The organism is Streptomyces sp. NPDC028722 (assembly GCF_040637655.1).
In the GTDB taxonomy this organism is placed as follows: domain Bacteria; phylum Actinomycetota; class Actinomycetes; order Streptomycetales; family Streptomycetaceae; genus Streptomyces.
Genome location: NZ_JBEZWU010000002.1, coordinates 17,395 through 41,674 on the forward strand (window position 1 = coordinate 17,395; position 24,280 = coordinate 41,674).

A 24,280-nucleotide genomic window follows, 5' to 3' on the forward strand; every position below is an offset into this window, starting at 1 on the left:
TTGCCCCTGTGGCACGCACCTCGGTCACGCCGCGAGCAGCCGTCGCTCGCGAAACGGATTCGTTCAGGGCGGCCAGGAGGTCGAAGAGCTCTCCCAGAACTGCTGGCTGTTTGGGCGCCGCTGCGGAGTATCGGCGGGTCGCTGCGCTCGTGAGCGGGCGGCCCGTGGAGTGATGTTCTTCGACGCTATTGGTCCGCGACTGGTCCGGCGGGAACTCCCTTGGATGCCAGAAAATAACTTGAAGGCCCCAATTGATTACAGTGGGTACCTGCCGTGTCGGGTTGCCTGGAGCGCAACGATGCCTCCAGGCAACCCGACTTCAGGATCTAGAAGAAGCCAAGTTTCTGAGGGCTGTAAGAACAAAGAAGGTTCTTGGTCTGCTGGTAGTGCTCCAGCATCATCTTGTGTGTCTCGCGGCCGATCCCGGACTGCTTGTAGCCGCCGAAGGCCGCGTGTGCGGGGTAGGCGTGGTAGCAGTTGGTCCATACCCGGCCCGCCTGGATGGCGCGGCCCGCGCGGTAGGCGGTGTTGAGGTCCCGGGTCCACACGCCCGCCCCCAGGCCGTACAACGTGTCATTGGCGGTCTTGATCGCGTCGTCGAAGCCGTCGAACGACGCCACCGACACGACCGGGCCGAAGATCTCCTCCTGGAAGATCCGCATCCGGTTGTCGCCCTCGAAGATGGTCGGCTGGACGTAGTAGCCGCCCTCCAACTCGCCGTCGTACCGCACCCGCTCCCCACCCGTCAGGACTTTCGCCCCTTCCTGCCGGCCGATGTCCAGATAGGAGAGGATCTTCTCCAACTGGTCGTTGGACGCCTGGGCGCCGATCATCGTCTCGGTGTCGAGCGGGTGCCCCGGAGTGATCCGCCGGGTGCGCTCGACCGCCGCCTCCAGGAACTCGGCGTAGTGGCCGCGCTGGATGAGGGCCCTGGACGGGCAGGTGCAGACCTCGCCCTGGTTGAGCGCGAACATGGTGAAGCCCTCGAGCGCCTTGTCCCGGAAGTCGTCGTCGTGCGCCCACACGTCGTCGAAGAAGATGTTCGGCGACTTTCCGCCCAGTTCGAGGGTGACCGGCTTGATGTTCTCGGAGGCGTACTGCATGATCAGCCGCCCCGTCGTGGTCTCCCCGGTGAACGCGACCTTCGCCACCCGCGGGCTCGAGGCCAGCGGCTTGCCCGCCTCCACACCGAAGCCGTTGACGATGTTCAGTACGCCCGGCGGCAACAGGTCCGAGACCAGGCTCAGCCAGTAGTGGATGGAGGCCGGGGTCTGCTCGGCCGGCTTGAGGACCACCGCGTTCCCCGCGGCCAGCGCCGGCGCGAGCTTCCACGTCGCCATCAGGATGGGGAAGTTCCACGGGATGATCTGCGCGACCACCCCGAGCGGCTCGTGGAAGTGGTACGCCACCGTGTCGTCGTCGATCTCGCCCAGCGAGCCCTCCTGCGCCCGGATCGCCCCGGCGAAGTAACGGAAGTGGTCGATCGCGAGCGGGATGTCCGCGGCCAGCGTCTCCCGCACCGGCTTGCCGTTCTCCCAGCTCTCGGCCACCGCCAACGGCTCCAGGTACGCCTCCATCCGGTCGGCGATCTTCAGCAGGACGTCGGAACGCTCCGCGACCGACGTGCGGCCCCACCCGGGTGCCGCCGCGTGGGCCGCGTCCAGCGCCCGCTCGACGTCCTCCGCGGTCCCACGCGCGATCTCGGTGAACGGCTGCCCGTTGACCGGCGACGGATTCTCGAAGTACCGCCCCCGCGCCGGCGGCACGTAGGCACCGCCGATGAAGTGGTCGTACCGTGCCTGGTAGGAGACGATCGCACCCTCGGTGCCCGGCGCCGCGTAACGAGTCATCTGATCTGTGCCTCCCGCTACCGCGCTGCCCGCCGTCGGGCAGCTCTGGCGCGAGGCTAGGCAGGGGGACGTTGCAAGTACGTTGCGCCGCGGGTCGGCCCCGCTGCCCGGACGACCGGCGCCGTCAGCTCGGCCTCCAGCGCCGCGAGCCGGGCACGCACCGGTGCCGTGGGACGCACCGCGGCGAGGACCCGCCACACCTCGACGTCGTCCTCGCCCCACGGCGCGTGCGCCCACTGCGCCAGCAGGTCCGGGTCGCGGTGTGCGATCAGCGCCGCGCGCAATGCGTTGGCGAGCCGCTCCCGCAGCCGGACGATCGCCGGGGACCGCGAGCCGGGCAGCAAGGGGCCGGCGTAGGCCTCCGCCGCCGTGGTGAGCGCACCCGTCTCCAGCCGCCGCTCGACCATGGTGGCGTCCGACTCGACCGCGGCCGTCAGCCGGTACGGCCGCGAGGCGAGCAGCTCCGGCCCCAACAGCCTGCGCAGCCGCGCCAGTTCGGCGCGCAGCGTCACCGGGGTCACCGATTCGTCCGCGTACAGCGCGCACAGCAGCTCGTCACCGCTCAGCCCTGCCGGATGCCGGGTGAGCAGCACGAGTATCTCGCTGTGCCGGCGGCTGAGTCTGATCCGCCGGCCGTCCAGGACGAGTCCGGCCTCGTCCCGTCCCAGCGCGGTCAGCAGCGCTGTATCCCCCGGACGTGCTGGGGTGAGCAGCGCGAGTTGTGCCTCGGCGGCCCGCGCCACCGCCTGCACGAAGCCGAGGCTGTGTGGATGGGCCAGCCCGTCGCCACCGGTGATGTCCACGGCGCCCAGCACCCGTCCGGTGCGCGGATCGTGCACCGGAGCGGCCGCGCACGTCCACGGCTGCACCCGCCGGATGAAGTGCTCCGCCGCGAAGACCTGCACCGGCCGGTCGACCGCCACCGCCGTGCCCGGCGCGTTGGTGCCGACGGCGCTCTCCGACCATCGCGCCCCCGGCACGAAGTTCATCCCGTCCGCCCGGCGCCGGGTCGCCGGATGCCCCTCCACCCACAGCAGCCTGCCGTGCGCGTCGCACACCGCCAGCAGATGCTCTCCGTCGGCCGCGAACGTGCCCATCAGCTCCCGGAACAGGGGCATCACCCGGGCCAGCGGATGCTCCGCGCGGTAAGCGCCGAGGTCGCCGCCGGTCAGCTCCACGCCGGCCGTGCCGTCCGGCCCGACGCCGGCCCGTGCGCTGCGCCGCCACGACTCCGCCACCACCGGCCGCACCGGGCGCGGCACCGTGCCCACCGAGGTGAACGTCTCGTGCGCCCGGCGCAGCACCCGGACGCGCTCGGCGGGGTCGGCGCCCGGCTCCAGGGCCACCCACGGATCGGTCACTGGGCCTCCCTGGTCGGTGAAACGGCGATGACGCGGCGGACACAGACCACTGTGCGACGACCGCCCGGTGTCGGCTAGGTGAAATTGACCATTCTGATGTAGCGCACCCAGTCCCAGTTCGGCCCAGGGTCGGTGTGGTCGGTGCCGGGCACCTGGTAGTGGCCGATGATGTGTTGTCTGTCCCGGGGGATGCCGTACTTCGCGCAGATCGCCGCCGTGAGTTTCGCCGACTCCGCGTAGAGGGCGTTCGTGAAGTAGCCGGGCTGGTCCACCCAGCCCTCGTGCTCGATGCCGATGCTGCGGGTGTTGTAGCTCCAGTTGCCCGCGTGCCAGGCGATGTCGGCCTCCCGCACACACTGGGCGACGTGTCCGTCCGCCGAGCGCACCAGGTAGTGCGCGGAGACCTGCCTCTGCGGATCGTTGAAGATCGCCAGCGTGTCGTCGTACGTCTCCTCCGTGACGTGGATGATCACGCGGTCGATCGCGTAACTGGCGGGGCGGCTGGACAACGTGTAGTTCGAGGCGCCGGCCGGCTGCCATTCGGCGGGCGGATAGTCGACGGTCGCGGTCCGCGCACTCGCGAGCGGGTCGGAAAGCAGCGTGCAGGGGACGGCGGCGAGTGCCGCGCCCTTCAGCAGCCGGCGCCGGCTGAGCCGGGGTCTGACTCGGTCCATGTCCATCGGGGAACGCCTTTCGGAGGTCTGGGGGTACGACGGGGACGTCAGAGGCGCAGGGCCCGCGCGGTGTCCCGCAGCCGTGCGTGCACACCGCGGTACGTCTCGCGCGCGGGCAGCCACTCTTTGCGGAGCTTGGCCACACACGTGTAGTTCGTGTCGCACACGTTGGCCAACGGTGACTCGACCGTCTGCGTGGCGAATTGGTACGCGTCCAGCTCACGGAACCCGTAGTCGCGCACCAGCCACTGCACCAGGTCGAGCTGCGATATCCGGAACGCGTCCTCCAGCGGGCGGGCGGACCCGGTCGAGATGATGTGCGTGTCGGACTCCAGCCGGGGCCACGGTGTGGCGACGTCCTTGAGGAGGTCCACGACCACCACCGTGTTCATCGCGCACTCGACGGCCACGCCGCAGGTCTCGCCCTCGCCCTGCCGGGCGTGCCCGTCGCCGAGACTGAGCAGGGCCCCTTCGACGTTGACGCCCAGATAGCAGGTGACGCCGGTCCGCATCTCGGGCGTGTCCATGTTCCCGCCGTGGGCGTCGGGGACCAGGGCCGAGCGCACCTCCAGGTTGGCGGGGGCCACGCCCACCGTGCCGTGCATGGGGTCCAGAGGCAGTTCCAGCCGGATGTCGTTGTCCTGGGCCCGGAAGAGGGCGGTGCGCTTGTCCCGGTCCAGCTGCCAGATCCAGACCCGCTCCGGCAGCGGAGGCTGGAGGGTGGCCGTGGTGTGCGTTGAGGTGAGCGCGCCGAAGAGGGGGACGGTAGTCGACGCCGCCCAGTCGCGGGCCGGTTCGATCGACACGAAGTGCACAGCCACGGTGTCACCGGGCTCGGCGCCCTCGATATGGAACGGACCCGTCTGCGGATTGAGGTAAGGGAACTCGCACACCTTTGACACGAGGTCCTTCTCGGAGCGGACGCGGCCGGCGAAGCAGTCCTCCGTGTACAGGTCGAGGACCGTACCGGGGGCGATCCGCGCCACGGGCGCCGCTCCACCGAAGGTCCAGGCGTACTGGTCCGGTTCCGGGCGCACGGTGAGGATCCGGGGGTCGGTCATCCTGGCATGACTCCCTTCTGGAGGATGGTCGTCAGGCTCGGGGCCGGGTGGCCAAAGCCGCGGTGTCTCGGTCCGGTGGAGGCGCGGCATCGCCTCGGCCGGGCCGTCGCCCCCGGGCTGAGGGGTCGTCAGCGGGGGACGATGCCGTCGCGCCGGTGGCCGGCGGGGGCGTACTCGTCGAGATGCACCCGCGCGGTCTCGGCTATGCGCTCGGGGTGTCGCCGTATCAGGATGAGCAGTACGACCACGCCCACGGCAATCCACACGCCGACGACCGGACCGGCGTAGGACACCGGGGCCGTCAGTGGGGTCACGAAGTCGAACACCGGGAGGCCGGCGGCCGTCAGCAGCGCGGGGACGAACGCGGCGATGCCGAGCACCGGGAACACCAGGTGCCGTACCGGTTTCAGAGCGGCCCGGCGGGACCGCAGGAAGTGCCCGGCGCAGGAGAGGTTCACCACGATGTAGACGCCGACGACGACCGTGACGATCACGGTGGCGAGGAGCAGGAACGCGGTGACGGGGTCGTAGCCGAAACCGAGCCCCAGTACCGCTGCGACCGCCACGGCGGTCTGCACCGCGATGCCGGCCACCGGGGACCGGTGCCGGGGATGCACTGTGGCGAGGAGGCGGGGGAGGACGCGGATACGGGCCAGGGCGAAGGCGGTGCGGGTCGAGACGTTCGCGCACGCGTTGGCGTTGGCGATCGTGGAGTTGACCACGGCGAGGAACACCAGCACCCAGAAGAGGCCGTACGAGGCCCGGGCGACTCCTTCCCAGGAAGCGCCGCCCGAGGCGCCGAACGTCGCGAAGCGGTCGGGGCCGAAGGAGACGGTCATCGCGTAGGTCGTCAGGACGTAGAACGCGCCGATGCCGAGAGCCGCTCCGAGGACCGCGCGGTGCATCGTGCGCCGGGGGTCGCGCGTCTCCTCGGCGAGCGGCGCCGCCGCCTCGAAACCGGAGAAGGCCAGGACCGTGTACACGGACCCGGCGAACACACCGGCGGCCCCCGGGTGTCCGTCGGCGGTGTGGGACGTACCGAACACCGACAGGGTGTTGGCGCAGCCCGCCCTGCCGATCAGCAGGACCGCGAACACCAGGAAGACCAGGATCTCGAAGACGCCCAGGACGGTGCCGAAGCGGGCCGAGGCGCGGACACCGAGGTAGCCGGCGGCGGTGATCACCACCGCCCCCGCCAGCGACCAGGGCCACCACAGGTCCGCCGGGTACGAGGACCATTCCGCGTGCAGCGTGCCCGCTGCCGTGAAGCCCAGTTGCAGGAGCAGCAGCGGCGGGACCAGCATCTCCACGAAGACGTAGGCCCAGCCGACGAGGAAGCCGACGGCCGGATGCAGACCGCGCGCCGCGTAGGTCGCCACCGAGCCCGCCGCGGGCAGCTCCCGCGCCAGCTCCGCCACGCACGATGCGGTGAAGAGGCAGGCCACGAGGGCGACCAGCACCGCCAGCGGCAGACTCCCGCCCGCGAAGGCGGCGCCGGACGGGATCGACGCGGCCACCGCGGCGGCCGGCGCCATCGCCGTGACGCTCTGGAACAGGACCTCGCGCAGGCCGATGGCGTCGCGCCGCAGTGTCCCGCTCGTCTCCCCGTTCATGTCTCCCCCGATACGTGTCGGCCTGCTGCCACCTGCTGCCCGCGTGTTCCTCTCATCGCACAGACGTCCGACCGGACGTGACGGTCCGTCGGCCGCGTCTCACGTGAATCACGGTACGGCTCGGGTCGGTTGCGCAGAAGAGTCCGCCACGGTTCCGTGGACAACGCGTGGGATGTGGAAAACCCGACCACTCGATCGGGCGATGACAGGGCGTCGGGAGGCCGGCGCCGCTGTGTCCGCGGCACCTCCACCCGTGGTCCACGCCGAACAGCAGGGGCTGGGTGCCTGTGCGGATCGCCGGTCTCCTCGGGCGTACCACTGCGCGCCGCCGGCCGAGCGATCCTCACCGTGGTCCGGCATCCCGCCGGACAGCCGCCGCCCGGCGCGGGGCGGCCAGGACTGGACGAGCGGCAGCTGAACGCGCGGCCTCCCGCAGTCGCCGTCCGCAAGCAGTGTCAGGACCGCCGCGCCACCACCGCCGGATCGTCCAGCACCGCCCGCACCACCGAGTGCGCGGCGCCCAGCAGCGGGCCCTGCGGACCGAGCCGGGACACCGTCACCGGGCAGGCCGGCCCCGTCGTCCGGCCCGTCAGCTCCGTCTCCAGCGACGGCAGCAGCCAGGGCGAGAGTCCGGCCAGGGCACCGCCCATGACCACGGTCTCGGGGTCGAGCAGGTTGACCGCCCCGGTCAGGGCGATGCCGAGGGCCGTACCCGCCTCCCGCAGCGCGGCCCGTACCCGTTCGTCCCCCTCCTCGGCGCGTTCCGCGAGCAGCCCCACCAGATCCTCGCGGGGCTCCAGCCCGGCCGCGCGCCGTACCGCCTCCTCGCCCGCGTACTGCTCCAGGCAGCCCCGGCCGCCGCACGGACAGGGGGGACCGTCCGGCCGGACGGGCACGTGGCCCAGCTCGCCCGCGAATCCCCGGGTTCCGCGCAGCAGGCTGCCGTCCACGACGACCGCGGCACCGATGCCGATCTCCGCCGACACGTGGAGGAAGTCCCCGGGCGTGCCGGCGCCGAGCCACAGCTCGGCCAAGGCGCCGAAGTTGGCCTCGTTGTCCACGGTCAGCGGCCATCCGCCGGGCATCAGGGGGGCGAGATCGGTGTCGTGCCAGTCGAGGTTGGGGGCTCGTACGACCGTGTGTCCGTCCCTCGCCACCAGTCCGGGGACGGCGATCGCGAGCCCGGCGGGCCAGAGCCCCGCCCGTTCGGCCTCCGCGACGACCTGGCGGATCAGTGCCGCAAGCTCCTCGGTCACCGGCTCGGGTGCCCGGCCCCGGTTGGTTCCGCGCAGGTCCGCCCGCGCGCGGACCTCGCCGCGCAGGTCCACCGCGCACACCGCGAGATGGTCGACGCCTATCTCGGCCCCGATACCGGCCGGGCCCCGGGCGCTCACCGTGAGCGCCGACCCCGGCCGGCCCACCCGGCCCGGCCGTTCCGGGCCCAGTTCCTCCAGCAGTCCCCAGCGGACCAGATCGTCCACCAGGGTCGACACCGCCGCCCGCGTCAGGCCGATCCGCGAGGCGACCGCCGCCCGGGACAGCGAGCCCTCCGCGCTGACGGCGTGCATCACCCGGGCGAGATTGCGCCGCCGCATGCCCTGCTGGGTGTCCGGCAGGGCGCGACCGGTGCCCGGTGGGCGCGCCTCGCGCAGCGGTTCGGTCATGCCTCCGTCAATCCTCGGTGTCCGCGGCCCGGCTCCGCGCAGGCGGCCGGGTCACTGGGTCCGCGTTCCCCGCTCCAGCAGCGGGGACGCGTCGGAGAGTACCCCGGTGATCCGGTCCAGCGTCGTCCGGTCCTGCTCCACGGCCTCCAGGACCGGTCCGGCCGCGGTGTTCCAGCGGCGGGCCACCGCCGCGGGATCCTCGCCGGTCAGCAGCCCCGCCGCCTGCGCCGCCGCACCCAGGGCGACCAGTTCCCGGGCCTCCGGTACCTGCACGGGCCGCCCCGACAGTCGGCGCACGGTCTGCTGCCAGGCCGTCCCCCGGGCCCCGCCGCCGATCAGCAGCAACGGAACGCTGCGGTCCGCGTCCGCGTCGAGGACCAGGTCGAGAGCCCCCAGCAGCGCGTGCACGGCACCGTCGTAGGCGGCCTGGAGCAGCTGGCCCGCGGTCGTGTCGTGCCGCAGCCCGTGCAGCAGACCGGACGCGTGCGGCAGGTCCGGGGTGCGCTCGCCGTCCAGGTACGGCAGCAGCGTCACCGAGCCGCCGGGCTCCACGGCCTCCCGGTCGCGGCCCAGCAGGGCCGCGACACGGTCCACGGCGAGCGTGCAGTTCAGTGTGCAGGCCAGCGGCAGCCAGTCCCCGCGTGCGTCGGCGAAGCCCGCCACCGTGCCGGTCGGATCGGTCGGGCGGTGCCTGGAGACGGCGTACACCGTGCCGGACGTACCGAGGCTCAGCACCGGGGTGCCAGGTTGCAGACCGAGGCCGAGTGCCGCCGCCGCGTTGTCACCGGTGCCCGCGGCCACCAGCGTGCCCTTGGAGAACGGCAGGTCGTGGCCATCGCGCACGGTGCCCGCCACCTCGCCGGGCCGCACCACCCGGGGCAGCAGCGCCGGGTCGAGGCCGACGTGCGCGAGCGTCTCCTCGTCGTACGCCTCCGTCCCGGACGCCCACCAGCCGGTGCCCGAGACGTCACCGCGGTCGGTGGTGCCCTGCCCGGTCAGGCGCTCGGTGAGGTAGTCGTGGGGGAGCCGTACCGCTTCGGTCGCGCGGACCGCCTCCGGCTCGTGCTCGGCGAGCCACGCCCACTTGGTGACCGTGAAGGACGCGCCGGGCACGCTGCCGGTGCGCTCCGCCCACGCCTTCGGCCCGCCCAGCTCCGCCACCAGGCGGCGGGCCTGCGGCGCCGAACGGACGTCGTTCCACAGCAGCGCCGGACGGACCGGCTCACCGTGCCCGTCCAGTGTGACCAGGCCGTGCTGCTGGCCGCCGATCGACACGGCCGCCGCCTCGTGCGCCGCGTCGCCGCACTGGCGCAACGCCGCGCACAGCGCGTCCCACCATTGGCGCGGATCACTCTCCCGGGCCGTCCCGGCGGTCACGGTGTGCGGCGCCTGGCCGCTCGCCACGACCTGACCGGTGGCAGCGTCGACGACCAGCGCCTTCGTGGACTGGGTGGACGTGTCCACGCCGACGACGAGCGGACCCTCGGCTGCTGACATCGGGCTCTCCCTCTTCCGCGGCTGCGCGGGATGTGCGGTGGGCTGACGAAGACACCTCGTGGTCGAAACATCTTGTCCCTTCCCACCGGTGCGTGCGCATACTAATTTGTAAAGCGCCATGACGAATAGTCGTACGCAGCAAGGAGCCGCGGCATGAACTACCAGCCCACCCCCGAGGACAGGTTCACCTTCGGCCTGTGGACCGTCGGCTGGCAGGGAAGGGACCCGTTCGGGGACGCCACCCGCCGTGCCCTCGACCCGGCCGAGACGGTGCGGCGCCTGGCCGAGCTGGGCGCCCACGGAGTCACCTTCCACGACGACGACCTGATCCCCTTCGGCTCCTCGGACACCGAGCGCGAGTCGCACATCAAGCGGTTCCGCCAGGCCCTGGACGTCACCGGCATGACCGTGCCCATGGCCACCACGAACCTCTTCACGCACCCCGTCTTCAAGGACGGCGCGTTCACCGCCAACGACCGTGACGTGCGCCGCTACGCGCTGCGCAAGACGATCCGCAACATCGACCTGGCGGCCGAGCTGGGCGCGAGGACGTACGTCGCCTGGGGCGGGCGCGAGGGCGCCGAGTCCGGGGCCGCCAAGGACGTACGCGCCGCCCTGGACCGCATGAAGGAGGCCTTCGACCTCCTCGGCGAGTACGTCGTCTCCCAGGGCTACGACCTGCGCTTCGCCATCGAGCCCAAGCCGAACGAACCCCGCGGCGACATCCTGCTGCCCACCGTCGGGCACGCGCTGGCCTTCATCGAGCGCCTGGAGCGGCCCGAGCTGTACGGGGTCAACCCGGAGGTCGGCCACGAGCAGATGGCCGGCCTGAACTTCCCGCACGGCATCGCACAGGCCCTGTGGGCGGGAAAGCTCTTCCACATCGACCTCAACGGCCAGTCCGGCATCAAGTACGACCAGGACCTGCGGTTCGGCGCCGGTGACCTGCGCTCCGCCTTCTGGCTCGTCGACCTCCTGGAGAGCGCCGGCTACGACGGGCCCCGCCACTTCGACTTCAAGCCGCCGCGGACCGAGGACCTCGACGGCGTGTGGGAGTCGGCGGTGGGCTGCATGCGCAACTACCTCATCCTCAAGGAGCGTGCGGCCGCCTTCCGTGCAGACCCCGAGGTGCAGGAGGCGCTGCGGGCGTCGCGGCTGGACGAGCTGGCCCAGCCGACCGCGGCCGACGGGCTGGAGGCCCTGCTCGCCGACCGCGCGTCCTTCGAGGACTTCGACGTGGAAGCCGCCGCCGCTCGCGGCATGGCCTTCGAACGACTCGACCAGCTGGCCATGGACCACCTGCTGGGAGCCCGGGGCTGAAACGGGGGGCGGGCCGGGGCGAGCGGCAGCAGCTCCCCCCGGCCCGCCCAGGTGTCAGTGCCCCACGGGCAGCCGGAGGTACGTCACGGTCGTCCTGATTCCGCCGTCGACCGGGCGGCCCTCGGCGTCGAAGGCGCCCGCTCCGTCGGTCATCCCGAAGTCGTTGTCGTTGATGAGCGCGAGCGTGTCGTCGTCCACGCGCGCGATGCCTTCGACCTTCCCCGGCGCCCCGTCGACCCCGGCCAGATCCACCACGAGCCGCTTGGACAGCACCGGCACACCCGCGGTCGCCGGGTCGTCCAGCTGCTCCAGCGACGGAGACGTCCTGTCGTCGTCCCACGGGTCACCGAGGATGTCCGGCGTGTGCCGCAGCCGGACCAGTTGCAGTCGGGCCGCCCTGTCCCTGCGCTCCTCGACGAGCAGCCGGTCTCGGCCCACGGCCACCGCGGACGAGGTCTTCAGCTCGGAGGCGTCGTCCTCGCCCGGGGTCGACCACGCCCACCGGGTCGAACCGGTAGGCGTACTCGGCGGTGACGGCCTTCTTGCGCGGCGAGAAACGCAGCAGACGGGTGGTGCGCGAGTCGTCCCCGGCGTGTGCGTCCGGGAGCGAGAGGGGGCTCTGTAGCGCCAGCACCAGGTCACCGCCGGGAAGCTGGGTCAGCCCCTCGAACCCGCGGTCGACCTTGCGGTGCAGCTGGACCGACGGCAGCGCCTCCACCAACGGGTAGTCCGCGCCCTTCAGGCATGTGACTACTCGGCCGGATCGCCGAGAGCGCTGGATGCCAAGGGTGTCCCGGCCTGCTGACATGACGACCGGGCTGACTTCACGGCCTCGACCGCGGGTACTCGTCCGCGACCCGGAAGGGCGCGTCTCAGGGATGTCTCAGGGTTCGCAGCCGGAACCGCGGGGAGCGGGCGGCCGTTCTCAGATCAGAGAGCGGCAGTGGCCGCGAAGGAGGCGACGTACATGTCCAAGAACGCGAAGATCGCCGCAGGGGGCGTGGCAGTCGGGTTGATCCTGCTGATCTGGCTGCCCTGGTGGGTGACGTTCCTGATCGTGGTGGGCGTTCCGGTCGCCGCGTACCTGACGCTGGACCCGTCCCAGCGGCGCAGACTGCGCCGGGTCTCCCGCAAGGAGATCGGCCGCTGACACACCGCGCCCACCGCCGGGGATCGCTCGCGCAGCGCCTGCCCGGACAAGCCGGGCCGCCGGGGATCGCGTCAGCTCGCGGGGCGCGGCTCCCGGTGGCATACGGCGACTTCTGTCCGGCCGGCCCGACTCACAGGGGCCGTACGGCCATCTTGTCCAGCGCCTCCAGCAGGCCCGGCAGCTCCGGGCCCCGGCCCACCGGCAGGACCCCGCCGGGTTCCTCGTCGAGCAGGACGAACGCGATGTCGTCGGTGCGGGCCACGATCGACCAGCCGGGACCGTCGGCGCGCAGCGTACGTGCCTCACCTGGAGCGAAGGACGAGCGGACCCGGCCGAGGGGTGGCGGCGAGTCGAGGTAGGCACGCGCCTGCGCGAGTACCCGGCGCACGCCCGCGTGACCGCCCGTCGAAGCGCCCGCGCCGCCCTTCGTGCCCGGCGTGCCCTTCGCGTCCGCCGTGCCTTCCTCGCCTTCCGGCGTGGACCCGGTCGCTTCCGAGCGCTCAGCAGGAGCGTTGAAGTCGGTGTCGCTGATCTGCTGCCGCCAGGCCGCCCACTGGAGCGCGATCTCGTCGGCTCCTAGACGGCGCTGAGCCGATCCCCAGACTCGGGTGTCCGGTGGGCACAGCGCCGGGCCGCCCGCCGTCTCGGGAGGCGGGTCGTGCGGAGCGGGCACGCCCGGTGCCGCGACGGCGACGGCCAGTGGCCACCCCGGCAGGGCGGTCACGACCGCGTGCTCGTCCGGTGACAGCTCGTACTCCATGCCGCAGTCCCAGGACGCGATCGCCACGGCGACCAGCGAGACGTCGTCGATGACGACCGTCCAGCGGGCGCCGTCCCCGTCCTGGCCCAGCACCAGTCCGTACCCGTCGGCGCGTGGCGCGAGACCCAGGGCCGCGCAGGCCTCCGGGTAGTCGTCGCCCAGCACGCTCGGGAACTGCGCCGGCGTCAGCAGTACCGCCGTCAGCACATAGAGCGCATCGTCCGCGGCGGCGACGGCCGCATCGTCCGTCCCGGCCATCCCAGCCTCCCCAGTGGTTCGTCCATCGGCGCGCACCTTAGTGCGAGCGGAAGCCGCTTGTCACGGGCCCGCACACCAGCGGAGCAGCAGGTTTCCACCTGGACAGGGGCGAAACGGCCACCTTCGGGACGTGGTGTCCTCCTCAGGCCGCGGGCAGCCCGAGGAGGTCGCGGGCCACCGTACCGGGTGACTGGGCGCGCTCCCGGGCCAGGGCGACGACCGCCCGGCAGGCCAGCTCGCTCACGCCGAACGACAGCGCCTCCGGGGAAACCCAGGCCGCCGCCTCCTCGACCCCGTCCTGGTCGTCCTGCGCTCGGGCCACCACATAGACGGCGGCCGCTTCGAACAAGTTGTGCGCGCGCCGCTCCCGGGCACCCGCCGGCTGCGCGTGCGTGGAGGTGCGGAGCCTGGCTGCATATCTGCGGACCATGTCGAACACGTGGATCACCCTCTGCCCGTACAGGATCAGTTCGATTCGTCCAACTGCTTTTCTCCAACGTAGAGTTGTGGTTTCGACGACATAAGGGGACGACGCGGTGAAGCGGTTCGAGCGGCTCGGTCGGATCCGCCTGCTGGACCCGGTGAGGGATGCGCCGGAGATCTACCGGATCAGTGTGACCCTCGAGTTCCCCTGGGACTACACGCGTGCCCTCGAGCTGGCTCTCTACCGCACCTACGCCGTGCCGAGCATCGGGCGGCTGCTGGCGCGGACGGCGGAGCTGACCGAGCGCACGCAGAAGCGGTACGACGACACCTCGCTGCTCCTCGACACCATTGTGGAACACGGCTTCACCGCGGAGCAGGGGCGTACCGCGATCCGTCGCATCAACCAGATGCACCGCAGCTACGACATCAGCGACGACGACATGCGGTACGTACTGAGCACCTTCGTCGTGGTGCCCCGGCGCTGGATCGACGCCTACGGCTGGCGGCGGCTGTCCCGGCACGAAGTCGTCGCGGCCACGGAGTACTACCGCACCCTCGGCCGGCACCTGGGCATCCCCGGCGTCCCGGAGACCTACGAGGGATTCGAGGCCCTTCTCGACGCCTACGAGGAGGCCCACTTCGGGTGGGACGAGGGGGCCCGCCGTGTCTCCGACGCCACCCTCGGCCTGATGACGTCCTGGTACCCGCGGCCCTTGGCGCCGTTGCTGCGTACGGCGACGCTCGCCCTGCTGGACGAGCCGCTGCTGCGCGCCTTCCGCTACCCGCGACCCGGCGCGGCCACCTCCGCGCTGGTGCGTCGCGCCGTGCGGACGCGGGGCCGGCTCGTCCGGCTGCTGCCGCCCCGCCGCACCCCGCACTTCGCACGCCAGAACCGGGAGATCAGGGGATACCCGAACGGCTACCGCGTGGCCGACCTCGGCACCCATCCGGTCCCCGGGCTGCGCGGCTGCCCGGTGCGGCCCCGGGACGGCTCAGCGGCCGATCCCGTCGAGTGACGTCAGGGTGTCACGCAGCCAGGCCAGTTCCGTCCGGCTCGTGGCCCGGGCGATGGTGAGCACACCCCGCCGGAAGGGGTCGTCCAGCTCCTCGGCGCGCAGCGGCCGGTCGCCCTGGTAGAAGAAGCTCGCCGGCTCCTCGAGAAAGGCCAGTCGGCGCCGCAGTACGGCCGCCTGCGCGGCGGGATCCGCCAGGTGCCGGAGGAACGCCAGCAGCGTGAACCAGTGATTCTCGTCGGTGATCTCGCGCTGCGCGGGCTCGGCGAGCCGACGCTTCAGCTCGCGCCTGCCCTCCTCCGTCAACCTCAGCACATGGCGGGGGGCGGCCACGGCACCGGGCTCGGTGGTCCGCACCAGCAGACCGGCCTTCTCCAGCCGCTTGATCGCCGGGTACAGCGTGCTCTCGGCGACGGGGCGCACATGGCCGGTGAGCGCGGCGATGTGACGGCGCAGGACGTACCCGTGCAGCGGGGCGTCGTACAGGAATCCCAGGATGGCGAGTTCGAGCATGACCGCATTCTTCCTCACGCATACATCGCCCCAGCGCTAGTACGTTGACGACGTACCTCGCCGCCGATGTATTTTCTGTTCGAAAGATGTCAGGAGGGGAGGGGCGCGGTGCAGCAGGCCACGTTCGACAGCAGGGGAAGCCGTATCCGATGGACCGAAGCGCCGGGAGCGGAGCCCGCTCGGGTGTATCTGCACGGGCTCGGGTCGATGTCCACCGCGTACCACGCGCACATCGCGGCCAGGGCCGCCCTCGCGGGCCGGCGCACTCTCTTCGTGGACCTTCCCGGACACGGCACGAGCGACCGCCCCCAGGACTTCGGCTACACGCTGGAGGAACACGCCGACGCGGTCGCAGCTGTCCTGGACGCGGCGGGGGCCGCCGGTGCCGAACTGATCGGGCACAGCATGGGCGGCGCCGTAGCCGTCGTGCTCGCCCACCGGCGGCCCGGCCTCGTCTCCCGGCTGGTCCTCACGGAAGCCAACCTGGACGCCTTCCCGCCGGTGACCGCGGCCAGCAGCGAGATCGCCTCGTACGAAGAGGACGAGTTCGTCGAGAGGGGGTACGCGCGCGTGCTCGACGCCGTAGGCCCGCTGTGGGCGGCCACCATGCGGCTGGCCGACCCTCGCGCCCTGCACCGCAGCGCCGTCGGTCTGCGCCGGGGCTCGGATCCGGTGATGCGCACACTCCTGGAGGAGTCGCCCGTCGACCGTGTCTTCCTCCAGGGGGCACACAGTGGTGAACTTCCGGGGCGGGAGGCTCTGGAATCGGCCGGGGTGCGGGTGGTGACGGTGCCCGCAGCCGGGCACAACATCATGTTCGACAATCCCGATGCCTTCGCGGCAGTGGTCGCCGGAATCTGCTGACCCCCCCTCCGGGGCGTCAGTCCTCGCGGACCGCGAGCGCGAGGAACCGCGCGTCCTCGTCGACGTACGAGGTCATGCGCCATCCCGAACGGCCCAGGAGCGGGCGGAGATTGCCCTCGGCGCGCAGGTCGTCAGGGGTGATCCGGCGGCCATGACGTGCTGCCAGGGCCGCGCGCCCGATGGGATGGAAGAGGGCGAGGGTGCCGCCCGGCCTGACCACGCGGGCCAGTTCCCGCAGGTTGTCCGCCGGATGTGGCAGGTGGGCGATCAGGCCGGCGGCGAACACGGCGTCCAGGACCCCTGGGCGCAGCGGCAGCGCGGCGACGTCCGCGAGCAGCAGCCGGCCGTCGCGGTCCCTGCCCGCCCGTACGGCGGTCCGCAGCATCGCCGGGGTGAGATCGGCGCCCAGCACCACCCCGGAGCGGCCCACAGCGGCCCGCAGAGGCGGCAGGGCGCGCCCCGTGCCGCATCCGGCGTCCAGCACGCGGTCACCCTCCCGCAGCCCGAGACCGGTGACGGCGGCGGCGTAGGCGGGCCCGTCGTCCGGGAACCGGCTGTCCCAGTCGGCCGCCCGCGCGGCGAAGAACTCCTGGACGTGTGTGTGGTCGACGCTCATGTTCCGCATGATCTCGCACCGCCACACGGAGAACTCCGGCAAGGAGGTGCTGATACGGCTCGTCGAGTGAGCCGGGCGGGTGCACAACACCCGGCTCCGGGACTCGGACGGCTGAACTCGCCGCTCAGGCCGTCAGGTCCCGCACGGCCACCACGTTGTCGATGGTGACGCGGACGAGCAGTTCGCCCGGCACGCCATTGCGGGCGCCGTACTCCTCGGCGCGCTCCTGACCCATGTACCGGGCGGCGATCCGGGTGGCCCAAAGACGCACCTCGGCCAGGTCCTCCGACAACCCGGCACGGCCGCTCACCACCACGAAGTGGAAGGGTGGACGGTCGTCGTCCACGCAGAGGGCGACCCGGCCGTCACGGGCCAGATTGCGTCCCTTCACCGTGTCCTTGCCGGTGTTGAAGACCAGTTCGTCCCCATCGAGCACGAACCAGATCGGAGCCACATGCGGGCTCCCGTCCGCGCGAACGGTGGACAGCTTGCCGGTGCGGGTGCCGTCCGAGACGAACGCCCGCCACTCCTCATCGGTCATCTTCTCTGCCATGGGCCCATCCTGCTTGCCCGCGCGCCGGTCGTGGGGAAGGCTGGCGGAGAGGTTCCTCCAGCCAGGGGGGACATCACACGGGGAGGGACATGGTGCAGAACCAGGGACTCGGCTGGCTCCTGGACGATCTGACCCAGCGGGTGGACCACGTGCGCCACGCGCTGGTCCTGTCGAACGACGGACTGGTCACGGGGGCGAGTACGGGCCTACGCCGCGAGGACGCCGAGCATCTGGCAGCCGTCGCGTCCGGCCTGCACAGCCTCGCCAAGGGCTCGGGACGCCACTTCGGTGCGGGCAGGGTGCGCCAGACGATGATCGAGTACGACGATGCCGTGCTGTTCGTGACCGCGGCCGGCGCCGGCAGCTGTCTGTGCGTGCTCAGCGGGGCGGAGGCCGACATCGGTCAGATCGCCTATGAGATGACCCTGCTCGTCAACCGGGTCGGCGAACACCTCGGCGTCGGCGCCAGACAACCTGAGAAGACGCGTATCGCGGACGCCTGACCAGCGTTTTCCTCCAAGCGCGTCGAGTTATCCACAGGGTCGCCACGGGTGGCGACGGAGCGGCTACGGTGTGTGCACGGCGAACGCACGGGGCGTGAGCCACTCACTCCACGGGGGAGTACGACCATGTCGGCAAACACCGTCGGCCCGACCCGTTCCAGCCGTTGCACACCGAGTCGTGCCGCTCGGGAACTGGAGCTCAAGCGAGGCGAGTTCGAACTCGCGGTGCACCTCGGCCGCATCCGGACCGTGCCCGACGGGGGCGGGGGCGGGGACCGCCGGGTGGAATGGGCGGAGATCGACCGCCTCCGGTCGCAGGACGGATTCCCCGGTGCCCTGCGCGAGCGGGTGCGGGTCTTGGGCACCGCGGAGGGCGCCGCCCTCATGGACATCTCGGCCGGCCGCTTCACCCGGCTCGCCCGACTGGGCCTGCTCGTGCCCATGACGTTCTACCTCAACCGCTACCGTGCCGTGGTCTGGCTCTATCTGGCGGAAGAACTGCGGGACTTCGCCGCGGACGCGAAGAACACGGGCCTGCTCAAGGGCCGTACACCCGAGAGCCTGCGCGGCCAACTGGCGGCCGGAGTGGATCTGCGGGCCCGCAACTGGCGGGGACGCCGCCTGGGGATCCTGCTGCGGCAGGCGGAGCATCCCTGGGCCCGGGCCGGGGCCGTGGCCGCCTTCCTCACCGCCGCCGAGGTCGCCGACATCGTCAAGGACCCGTACGAGCGTGCCTACCTGAACCGGTTCCGCCCGGTCCCGCCTGGTCAGGGCGCTGCCGGAACGCCCTCCGCGGAGCTTGCCGAGCGAATCATGACCGCCCAGGACACGGATGAACTCGGCTGGCTGCGCAGCGACCTCGCGCGCGCGACGGAAGAGGCCCGCACCCTCTCGCCCGTCCCGCGCCCCGCCGCCCACCGCGTTCCACCGGCGATCCGAGCGGCGGCGCGGCCCATTCCGCCGATGGCGCGCACGGTCACTCGGCCCATTGAGGACACAGCGAGGTTCCCGGGACCGGGGACGCGGTCCGGGCACCACGTGCCGCGACCACTTGAACCGACGGCGCGAGCGTCTGAGCCGACGGCGGGACTGTTCGGGACGCCGGCTCACCGATGCGGGTCGGCGGCGCGAGCGCCCGAGCCGGCGACCCGGCCGCTCGGGCGGGCGACCCGGCTGCCGGGATCGGCGACCCGGCCGGCACAGACGGCGGCACGGCCCCGGCTGCGGGCGGTGCGACCGGCAGCCGTACTCCTCCCGCCGGGGCACGGGGCCGAAGGGACCGGCCAAGCGGCGACCCTCCGCGTACGGCGAACGCCGCGGTCGGTGCCGCAGTCACCGCCGGAAGCCGCGCGGCCGTCCCGTGGTCTGCGAGCCTGGCTGCGGTGGAGAGGTCCACGAGCCGCACGGGTCTGACCACCCCGCCGGCATCCGCCGTCGGGTGTCACAGGGACCTGAACAGGCCTTCCTGGACGACCGAGACGAGCAGCCGTCCCTGTACGTCGTAGATGCGACCGCGGGCCAGGCCGCGCCCGCCGGTGGCGATCGGCGACTCCTGGTCGTACAGGAACCACTCGTCCGCCCGGAACGGCCGGTGGAACCACATCGCGTGGTCCAGGGAGGCCATGTCGAAGTTCCGCGGTCCCCAGAGCGGCTCGACCGGGATGCGCACCGCGTCCAGGAGGGTCATGTCACTGGCGTAGGTCAGCGCGCACGTGTGCACCAGCGGATCGTCGCCGAGCGGGCCGACCGCGCGCATCCACACGGCGCTGCGCGGCTCGGCGCCCTGGATCTCGTCGGTGTTCCAGCGCAGGCGGTCGACGTACCGGATGTCGAACGGCTGGCGGCGTGCCATCCGTTCCAACTGCTCGGGCAGCGCGCCGAGATGCTTGCGTATCTCCTCGGTGACCGTAGGCAGCGACTCGGGGTCCGGTACTTCACGGGCCGGCGGGAGCTGGTGCTCGAACGGTCCTTCCTCAGGCTTGTGAAAGGAGGCGGTCAGATTGAAGATCGTGCGGCCCTGCTGCACGGCCGTGACCCGGCGTGTGGTGAACGAACGCCCGTCGCGGACCCGCTCCACCTGGTACACGATCGGCACGCCGGGACGGCCCGGCCGCAGGAAGTACGCGTGCAGCGAGTGCACCGGGCGCTCGCCGTCCGTGGTGCGGCCGGCGGCGACCATGGCCTGTCCCGCCACCTGGCCGCCGAAAACCCGCTGGAGGGACTCCTGCGGACTACGGCCACGGAAGATGTCGACCTCGATCTGCTCCAGGTCCAGCAGGTCGACCAGTCTCTCGGCCGGATTCGTCATCGGTGGGTTTCTCCTGTGCTCACAGCTGGCCGACATCGGTGACGCGGACGACCGCGCGGCCCTCGGCGTCCGAGGCGGTGAGGTCGACCTCTGCACTGATGCCCCAGTCGTGGTCGTCGTTCGGGTCGTCGAAGATCTGGCGGACGCGCCACAGAGCGTTCTCCGGCTCTTCGTTGATGACCAACAGTTTGGGGCCGCGGGCGTCGGGGCCGGTGCCCAGGTCGTCGTACTCGTCCCAGTACTTGTCCATCGCCTCACCCCACGCGTCGGCGTCCCAGCCGGACTCGGCGTCCATCTCGCCCAGTTCATCGACGTGGTCGAGGGCGGCCAGCTCCACGCGGCGGAACATGGCGTTGCGGACGAGGACGCGGAAGGCGCGGGCGTTGGCGGTGACCGGCTTCACCTCGTCGGCCTTCTCCTGGGCCTCCTCGGCGGTCATCTCCGCCGGGTTGGCCAGCTGCTCCCACTCGTCCAGCAGGCTGGAGTCCACCTGGCGCACCATCTCACCCAGCCACTCGATCAGGTCCTGGAGATCCTCGGACTTCAGGTCGTCCGGGATGGTGTGGTCGAGCGTCTTGTAGGCACTGGCGAGGTAGCGCAGCACGATGCCCTCGGTGCGGGCCAGCTCGTAGTGGGACACCAGCTCGGTGAAGGACATCGCCCGCTCGTACATGTCCCGGACGACCGACTTCGGGGACAGCGGGTGGTCGCCCACCCACGGGTGGCTCTTGCGGTAGGTGTCGTACGCGTGGAAGAGCAGCTCCTCCAGCGGTTTCGGGTACGTGATGTCCTGGAGGCGCTCCATCCGCTCCTCGTACTCGACACCGTCCGCCTTCATCGCGGCCACGGCCTCACCGCGCGCCTTGTTCTGCTGGGCGGCCAGGATCTGCCGCGGGTCGTCCAAGGTGGACTCGACGACGGAGACCATGTCGAGGGCGTAGGACGGCGAATCGGGATCGAGGAGTTCGAACGAGGCGAGGGCGAACGTGGACAGCGGCTGGTTCAGCGCGAAGTCCTGCTGGAGGTCGACCGTGAGCCGGACGATGCGGCCCTCGGCATCCGGTTTGTCGAGCTTCTCGATGATGCCGCCGTCCAGCAGCGAGCGGTAGATCGCGATCGCCCGGCGGATGTGCCGGAGCTGCTGCCTGCGCGGCTCGTGGTTGTCCTCCAGCAGGTGGCGCATCGCCTCGAACGCGTTGCCCGGGCGGGCGATCACCGACAGCAGCATCGTATGCGTCACCCGGAACCGCGAGGTCAGCGGCTCCGGATCCGACTCGATCAGCTTCTGGAAGGTGTTCTCCGTCCAGCCGACGAAACCCTCCGGCGCCTTCTTGCGTACCACCTTGCGCCGCTTCTTCGGGTCGTCGCCCGCCTTCGCCAGCGCCTTCTCGTTCTCGACGACATGCTCCGGCGCCTGCGCGACGACGAGCCCGGCCGTGTCGAAGCCGGCCCGGCCGGCCCGGCCCGCGATCTGGTGGAACTCCCGGGCCCGCAGTGTCCGCACGCGGTTGCCGTCGTACTTGGTCAGTGCCGTGAACAGCACCGTGCGGATGGGCACGTTGACGCCCACGCCGAGCGTGTCCGTGCCGCAGATGACCTTCAGCAGCCCGGCCTGCGCGAGCTTCTCCACCAGGCGCCGGTACTTGGGCAGCATGCCGGCGTGGTGCACGCCGATGCCGTGCCGGACGTAACGGGAGAGGTTGCGGCCGAACTTGGTGGTGAAGCGGAAGTTGCCGATCAGTTCGGCGATCCGGTCCTTCTCCTCGCGCGAACACATGTTGATGCTCATCAGCGCCTGCGCCCGCTCCACGGCCTGCGCCTGCGTGAAGTGCACGATGTACACCGGCGCCTGCCTGGTCTCCAGCAACTCGGTGAGCGTCTCGGTGAGCGGGGTGAGCTGGTACTCGTAGGAGAGGGGCACCGGGCGCGTGGCCGAGCGGACCACCGCCGTGGGGCGGCCGGTACGCCGGGTGAGGTCCTTCTCGAAGAAGGACATGTCGCCCAGAGTCGCCGACATCAGAATGAACTGTGCTTGCGGCAGCTCCAGCAGAGGGATCTGCCACGCCCAGCCGCGGTCACCCTCGGCGTAGAAGTGGAACTCGTCCATGACGACCTGGCCGACGTCCGCGCCCCTGCCGTCGCGCAGCGCGATCGACGCCAGCACCTCGGCGGTGCAGCAGATCACGGGTGCGTCGGCGTTCACGGACGCGTCACCGGTGAGCATGCCGACGTTCTCGGTGCCGAAGATCTTGCACAGCTCGAAGAACTTCTCCGACACCAGCGCCTTGATGGGGGCCGTGTAGAAGGTGACCTCGTCGCGGGCCAGCGCCGCGAAGTGCGCGCCCGCGGCGATCATGCTCTTACCGGAACCGGTGGGTGTCGACACGATCACGTTCGCCCCGGAAACCACCTCGATCAGCGCCTCCTCCTGGTGCGCGTACAGGGTGAGGCCGCGCTCCTGCGCCCACGACTCGAAGGCTTCGTACAGGGCGTCGGGGTCGGCGGTCGGCGGCAGCTGATCGATGAGGGTCACGCCCCCATCTTGCCTGGCCTCCCGCCTGACCGGGGAATCGGCTGCGGCGTCGAAGATCACGACCGCTACGCTGTGTCGCCGGCGCAGCGCCGGTGCACCAGGTCAACTGGACAGCGGCACAAGAGGAACGGGGCGGGAAGCGGCCATGATGGGACCAGCACACTCACTGTCGGGGGCCGCGGCCTGGCTCGGCGTCGGTGCGGCTGCCGCCGCGGCCGGTCATGCGATGCCCTGGCCGGTCCTCCTCACCGGCGCGCTGATCTGCGCCGGTGCCGCGCTCGCCCCGGACCTCGACCACAAGGCGGCCACCATCTCCCGGGCCTTCGGGCCGATCTCCCGCTGGATCTGCGAGATCGTCGACAAGCTGTCGTACGCCGTCTACAAGGCGACCAGGAAGCAGGGCGACCCACGCCGCTCCGGCGGTCACCGCACGCTGACCCACACCTGGCTCTGGGCGGTGCTCATAGGCGCCGGCTGCTCAGCGGCGGCGATCACGGGCGGCCGCTGGGCGGTGCTGACGATCCTGTTCGTGCACATGGTGCTGGCGATCGAGGGCCTGCTGTGGCGGGCGGCGCGCGGTTCCAGCAGCGACGTCCTGGTCTGGCTGCTGGCGGCCGCCAGCGCGTGGATCATCGCGGGAGTGCTGGACAAGCCGGGCAACGGCTCCGACTGGCTCTTCACCGCGCCCGGGCAGGAGTACGTGTGGCTGGGGCTGCCGGTCGTGCTGGGGGCGCTGGTGCACGACATCGGGGACGCGCTGACCGTGTCCGGCTGCCCGATCCTGTGGCCCATCCCGGTGGGCCGCAAGCGCTGGTACCCGATCGGGCCGCCGAAGCCGATGCGGTTCCGGGCCGGCAGCTGGGTCGAGCTGCGCGTGCTGATGCCGGTGTTCATGCTGCTCGGGGGGGTGGGCTGTGCAGCGGCCCTCAACGTGATCTGAGGAACCCTGCCCGGTCAGCTCGTCTCACCCGCGTCCGCCCCGCCGTACCGGCGCTCGAACCGGGCGATGCGGCCCTCGGTGTCCACTGTGCGGGCCTTGCCCGTGTAGAAGGGGTGGCTCTCCGAGGAGATCTCCACGTCGATCACCGGGTAGGTCCGGCCGTCGTCCCAGTCGATGGTCTGCTCGCTCCGTGCGGTGGACCGGGTCAGGAACGCGTATCCGGCGGCCCGGTCGCGGAAGACGACGGGGTGGTAGTCGGGGTGCTTGTCCTGCTGCATGGCGGCTCCTCCTGCGGGGCGGTCGGGCCGGTGGTGTGCGGGTCAGCCGGGGAGCGAGTCCTCGTCGACGATGTGGATCGCGGCCTCCTCCGCAGAGGCGGCGGCACCGTCGATGCCGACGTCGGTGGCCACGAGAGCGGGCTCCTCGTCCTCGTGCGCGCCCTCGTCGGGGGCCACCAGCCGGCCGGAGCGGAGGTTGCCGACCTCGTTGTCGAGGAGTTCCCCGTCCGTGCCGTCACAGTCACCGATGCCGTCGCCGCGGGGAGTGGCCAGGTCGGGCAGCTCCTCGGCGAGCCGCTGGTCGAGGGTCTCGCCCGCCTTGCGTTCGGCAGCCGTCACACCGATGTGTTCCACCGCCCACGGCCGCTCGGGAGGGGACCAGCCGCGGTCGAGCGGTTCGGCGATGCCGTCGAAGTCCAGTGTGTCCTCGACGTCGAGCACTCCCGAATCCTCCGGTATCTCCGATGCATCGGGTTGGTAGACGTCGTCCCCCCAGCCGTCGGCGCTGTCCACGAGTACCTCCAG

At 71.5% G+C, this 24,280-nt stretch carries 22 protein-coding genes and 2 pseudogenes; 7 read left to right on the plus strand and 17 right to left on the minus strand.

Features of this window, described 5'->3' with window-relative positions; translation table 11 throughout:
• Nucleotides 1–326: 326 nt before the first annotated feature.
• The 7 genes from AB0F03_RS02775 to xylB all read right to left on the minus strand — a co-directional run bounded on the left by AB0F03_RS02775 (nucleotide 327) and on the right by xylB (nucleotide 9,720).
• Nucleotides 327–1,850: an aldehyde dehydrogenase family protein gene (locus tag AB0F03_RS02775; protein WP_361985864.1), complete on the minus strand. Its 1,524-nt coding sequence runs from the start codon at nucleotides 1,848–1,850 to the stop codon at nucleotides 327–329.
• A gap of 56 nt (nucleotides 1,851–1,906) precedes the next feature.
• A complete protein-coding gene (locus AB0F03_RS02780; RefSeq protein ID WP_361985866.1) occupies nucleotides 1,907–3,211 on the minus strand; it encodes a GAF domain-containing protein in 1,305 nt (434 codons plus the stop codon).
• Between the two features lie 74 nt (nucleotides 3,212–3,285).
• Entirely contained in the window at nucleotides 3,286–3,885 is a 600-nt protein-coding gene (locus AB0F03_RS02785; RefSeq protein WP_361986682.1) for an N-acetylmuramoyl-L-alanine amidase, read from the minus strand.
• A 47-nt stretch (nucleotides 3,886–3,932) separates the two neighbouring features.
• On the minus strand, nucleotides 3,933–4,946 hold the full coding sequence (locus tag AB0F03_RS02790) for an acetamidase/formamidase family protein (RefSeq protein WP_361985868.1): 1,014 nt from the start codon (nucleotides 4,944–4,946) through the stop codon (nucleotides 3,933–3,935).
• Between the two features lie 128 nt (nucleotides 4,947–5,074).
• Nucleotides 5,075–6,559, minus strand: coding sequence for an APC family permease (locus tag AB0F03_RS02795; RefSeq protein ID WP_361985870.1), 1,485 nt, complete (start codon nucleotides 6,557–6,559; stop codon nucleotides 5,075–5,077).
• Between the two features lie 455 nt (nucleotides 6,560–7,014).
• Nucleotides 7,015–8,223: an ROK family transcriptional regulator gene (locus tag AB0F03_RS02800; protein WP_361985872.1), complete on the minus strand. Its 1,209-nt coding sequence runs from the start codon at nucleotides 8,221–8,223 to the stop codon at nucleotides 7,015–7,017.
• Nucleotides 8,224–8,274: 51 nt separating this feature from the next.
• Nucleotides 8,275–9,720, minus strand: coding sequence for a xylulokinase (gene xylB / locus AB0F03_RS02805; RefSeq protein ID WP_361985874.1), 1,446 nt, complete (start codon nucleotides 9,718–9,720; stop codon nucleotides 8,275–8,277).
• A 153-nt stretch (nucleotides 9,721–9,873) separates the two neighbouring features.
• On the opposite strand from xylB, the gene xylA reads away from it, so the two are divergent.
• Nucleotides 9,874–11,040: a xylose isomerase gene (gene xylA / locus AB0F03_RS02810; RefSeq protein ID WP_361985876.1), complete on the plus strand. Its 1,167-nt coding sequence runs from the start codon at nucleotides 9,874–9,876 to the stop codon at nucleotides 11,038–11,040.
• Nucleotides 11,041–11,094: 54 nt separating this feature from the next.
• Here the strand turns inward: xylA and AB0F03_RS02815 are convergent.
• A pseudogene (locus AB0F03_RS02815) lies at nucleotides 11,095–11,776 on the minus strand (esterase-like activity of phytase family protein); the annotation flags it as partial.
• Nucleotides 11,777–12,007: 231 nt separating this feature from the next.
• On the opposite strand from AB0F03_RS02815, the gene AB0F03_RS02820 reads away from it, so the two are divergent.
• Entirely contained in the window at nucleotides 12,008–12,190 is a 183-nt protein-coding gene (locus AB0F03_RS02820) for a hypothetical protein (RefSeq protein ID WP_361985878.1), read from the plus strand.
• A 130-nt stretch (nucleotides 12,191–12,320) separates the two neighbouring features.
• On the opposite strand, the gene AB0F03_RS02825 is transcribed toward AB0F03_RS02820, so the two are convergent.
• Both AB0F03_RS02825 and AB0F03_RS02830 read right to left on the minus strand, forming a co-directional pair.
• Entirely contained in the window at nucleotides 12,321–13,208 is an 888-nt protein-coding gene (locus tag AB0F03_RS02825; RefSeq protein ID WP_361985880.1) for a hypothetical protein, read from the minus strand.
• Nucleotides 13,209–13,350: 142 nt separating this feature from the next.
• Nucleotides 13,351–13,647: a hypothetical protein gene (locus tag AB0F03_RS02830; RefSeq protein WP_361985881.1), complete on the minus strand. Its 297-nt coding sequence runs from the start codon at nucleotides 13,645–13,647 to the stop codon at nucleotides 13,351–13,353.
• Between the two features lie 97 nt (nucleotides 13,648–13,744).
• On the opposite strand from AB0F03_RS02830, the gene AB0F03_RS02835 reads away from it, so the two are divergent.
• Nucleotides 13,745–14,650 carry an oxygenase MpaB family protein gene (locus AB0F03_RS02835; protein ID WP_361985883.1) on the plus strand — a complete coding sequence of 302 codons (906 nt, stop codon included), beginning with the start codon at nucleotides 13,745–13,747 and terminating at the stop codon, nucleotides 14,648–14,650.
• Here AB0F03_RS02835 and AB0F03_RS02840 read toward each other — a convergent pair.
• Nucleotides 14,627–15,160 (minus strand): PadR family transcriptional regulator, encoded by a 534-nt coding sequence (locus AB0F03_RS02840; RefSeq protein WP_361985884.1) that lies wholly within the window; start codon nucleotides 15,158–15,160, stop codon nucleotides 14,627–14,629. The two genes, AB0F03_RS02835 and AB0F03_RS02840, sit on opposite strands and share 24 nt — an antisense overlap.
• Before the next feature lie 108 nt (nucleotides 15,161–15,268).
• Here AB0F03_RS02840 and AB0F03_RS02845 point away from each other — a divergent pair, with 108 nt between their 5' ends.
• Nucleotides 15,269–16,024 carry an alpha/beta hydrolase gene (locus AB0F03_RS02845; protein ID WP_361985886.1) on the plus strand — a complete coding sequence of 252 codons (756 nt, stop codon included), beginning with the start codon at nucleotides 15,269–15,271 and terminating at the stop codon, nucleotides 16,022–16,024.
• 16 nt (nucleotides 16,025–16,040) lie between these two features.
• Here the strand turns inward: AB0F03_RS02845 and AB0F03_RS02850 are convergent, their stop codons facing one another.
• Nucleotides 16,041–16,640: a class I SAM-dependent methyltransferase gene (locus AB0F03_RS02850; RefSeq protein ID WP_361985888.1), complete on the minus strand. Its 600-nt coding sequence runs from the start codon at nucleotides 16,638–16,640 to the stop codon at nucleotides 16,041–16,043.
• 124 nt (nucleotides 16,641–16,764) lie between these two features.
• Nucleotides 16,765–17,193 carry a PPOX class F420-dependent oxidoreductase gene (locus AB0F03_RS02855; RefSeq protein ID WP_361985889.1) on the minus strand — a complete coding sequence of 143 codons (429 nt, stop codon included), beginning with the start codon at nucleotides 17,191–17,193 and terminating at the stop codon, nucleotides 16,765–16,767.
• Between the two features lie 89 nt (nucleotides 17,194–17,282).
• Between AB0F03_RS02855 and AB0F03_RS02860 the strand changes: the two genes are divergently transcribed.
• The gene (locus tag AB0F03_RS02860) at nucleotides 17,283–17,696 is read left to right on the plus strand and encodes a roadblock/LC7 domain-containing protein (protein WP_356824242.1); all 414 of its coding nucleotides are present in this window, start codon (nucleotides 17,283–17,285) and stop codon (nucleotides 17,694–17,696) included.
• 126 nt (nucleotides 17,697–17,822) lie between these two features.
• A pseudogene (locus AB0F03_RS02865) lies at nucleotides 17,823–18,614 on the plus strand (DUF6397 family protein); the annotation flags it as partial.
• A 523-nt stretch (nucleotides 18,615–19,137) separates the two neighbouring features.
• Here AB0F03_RS02865 and AB0F03_RS02870 read toward each other — a convergent pair.
• Complete coding sequence (locus AB0F03_RS02870) at nucleotides 19,138–20,004, minus strand: acyl-CoA thioesterase II (RefSeq protein ID WP_361985891.1); 867 nt, start codon at nucleotides 20,002–20,004, stop codon at nucleotides 19,138–19,140.
• 19 nt (nucleotides 20,005–20,023) lie between these two features.
• Nucleotides 20,024–22,537, minus strand: a complete 2,514-nt coding sequence (locus AB0F03_RS02875; protein WP_361985893.1) for a DUF3516 domain-containing protein — start codon at nucleotides 22,535–22,537, stop codon at nucleotides 20,024–20,026.
• 145 nt (nucleotides 22,538–22,682) lie between these two features.
• Between AB0F03_RS02875 and AB0F03_RS02880 the strand changes: the two genes are divergently transcribed.
• A complete protein-coding gene (locus AB0F03_RS02880) occupies nucleotides 22,683–23,477 on the plus strand; it encodes a metal-dependent hydrolase (protein ID WP_361985895.1) in 795 nt (264 codons plus the stop codon).
• A 14-nt stretch (nucleotides 23,478–23,491) separates the two neighbouring features.
• Here the strand turns inward: AB0F03_RS02880 and AB0F03_RS02885 are convergent, their stop codons facing one another.
• Both AB0F03_RS02885 and AB0F03_RS02890 read right to left on the minus strand, forming a co-directional pair.
• The gene (locus AB0F03_RS02885) at nucleotides 23,492–23,755 is read right to left on the minus strand and encodes a type B 50S ribosomal protein L31 (protein ID WP_361985897.1); all 264 of its coding nucleotides are present in this window, start codon (nucleotides 23,753–23,755) and stop codon (nucleotides 23,492–23,494) included.
• Between the two features lie 42 nt (nucleotides 23,756–23,797).
• Nucleotides 23,798–24,268, minus strand: a complete 471-nt coding sequence (locus tag AB0F03_RS02890) for a DUF5709 domain-containing protein (protein WP_361985899.1) — start codon at nucleotides 24,266–24,268, stop codon at nucleotides 23,798–23,800.
• Nucleotides 24,269–24,280 lie beyond the last annotated feature (12 nt).

What these genes read in the sequence shown, in the direction of transcription:
- AB0F03_RS02775 (WP_361985864.1), bottom strand. Translation starts at nt 1,850, where the DNA reads ATGACTCGTTACGCGGCGCCGGGCACCGAGGGTGCGATCGTCTCCTAC.
- AB0F03_RS02785 (WP_361986682.1), bottom strand. Translation starts at nt 3,885, where the DNA reads ATGGACCGAGTCAGACCCCGGCTCAGCCGGCGCCGGCTGCTGAAGGGC.
- AB0F03_RS02790 (WP_361985868.1), bottom strand. Translation starts at nt 4,946, where the DNA reads ATGACCGACCCCCGGATCCTCACCGTGCGCCCGGAACCGGACCAGTAC.
- AB0F03_RS02795 (WP_361985870.1), bottom strand. Translation starts at nt 6,559, where the DNA reads ATGAACGGGGAGACGAGCGGGACACTGCGGCGCGACGCCATCGGCCTG.
- AB0F03_RS02800 (WP_361985872.1), bottom strand. Translation starts at nt 8,223, where the DNA reads ATGACCGAACCGCTGCGCGAGGCGCGCCCACCGGGCACCGGTCGCGCC.
- xylB (WP_361985874.1), bottom strand. Translation starts at nt 9,720, where the DNA reads ATGTCAGCAGCCGAGGGTCCGCTCGTCGTCGGCGTGGACACGTCCACC.
- xylA (WP_361985876.1), top strand. Translation starts at nt 9,874, where the DNA reads ATGAACTACCAGCCCACCCCCGAGGACAGGTTCACCTTCGGCCTGTGG.
- AB0F03_RS02820 (WP_361985878.1), top strand. Translation starts at nt 12,008, where the DNA reads ATGTCCAAGAACGCGAAGATCGCCGCAGGGGGCGTGGCAGTCGGGTTG.
- AB0F03_RS02825 (WP_361985880.1), bottom strand. Translation starts at nt 13,208, where the DNA reads ATGGCCGGGACGGACGATGCGGCCGTCGCCGCCGCGGACGATGCGCTC.
- AB0F03_RS02840 (WP_361985884.1), bottom strand. Translation starts at nt 15,160, where the DNA reads ATGCTCGAACTCGCCATCCTGGGATTCCTGTACGACGCCCCGCTGCAC.
- AB0F03_RS02850 (WP_361985888.1), bottom strand. Translation starts at nt 16,640, where the DNA reads ATGAGCGTCGACCACACACACGTCCAGGAGTTCTTCGCCGCGCGGGCG.
- AB0F03_RS02855 (WP_361985889.1), bottom strand. Translation starts at nt 17,193, where the DNA reads ATGGCAGAGAAGATGACCGATGAGGAGTGGCGGGCGTTCGTCTCGGAC.
- AB0F03_RS02860 (WP_356824242.1), top strand. Translation starts at nt 17,283, where the DNA reads ATGGTGCAGAACCAGGGACTCGGCTGGCTCCTGGACGATCTGACCCAG.
- AB0F03_RS02870 (WP_361985891.1), bottom strand. Translation starts at nt 20,004, where the DNA reads ATGACGAATCCGGCCGAGAGACTGGTCGACCTGCTGGACCTGGAGCAG.
- AB0F03_RS02880 (WP_361985895.1), top strand. Translation starts at nt 22,683, where the DNA reads ATGATGGGACCAGCACACTCACTGTCGGGGGCCGCGGCCTGGCTCGGC.
- AB0F03_RS02885 (WP_361985897.1), bottom strand. Translation starts at nt 23,755, where the DNA reads ATGCAGCAGGACAAGCACCCCGACTACCACCCCGTCGTCTTCCGCGAC.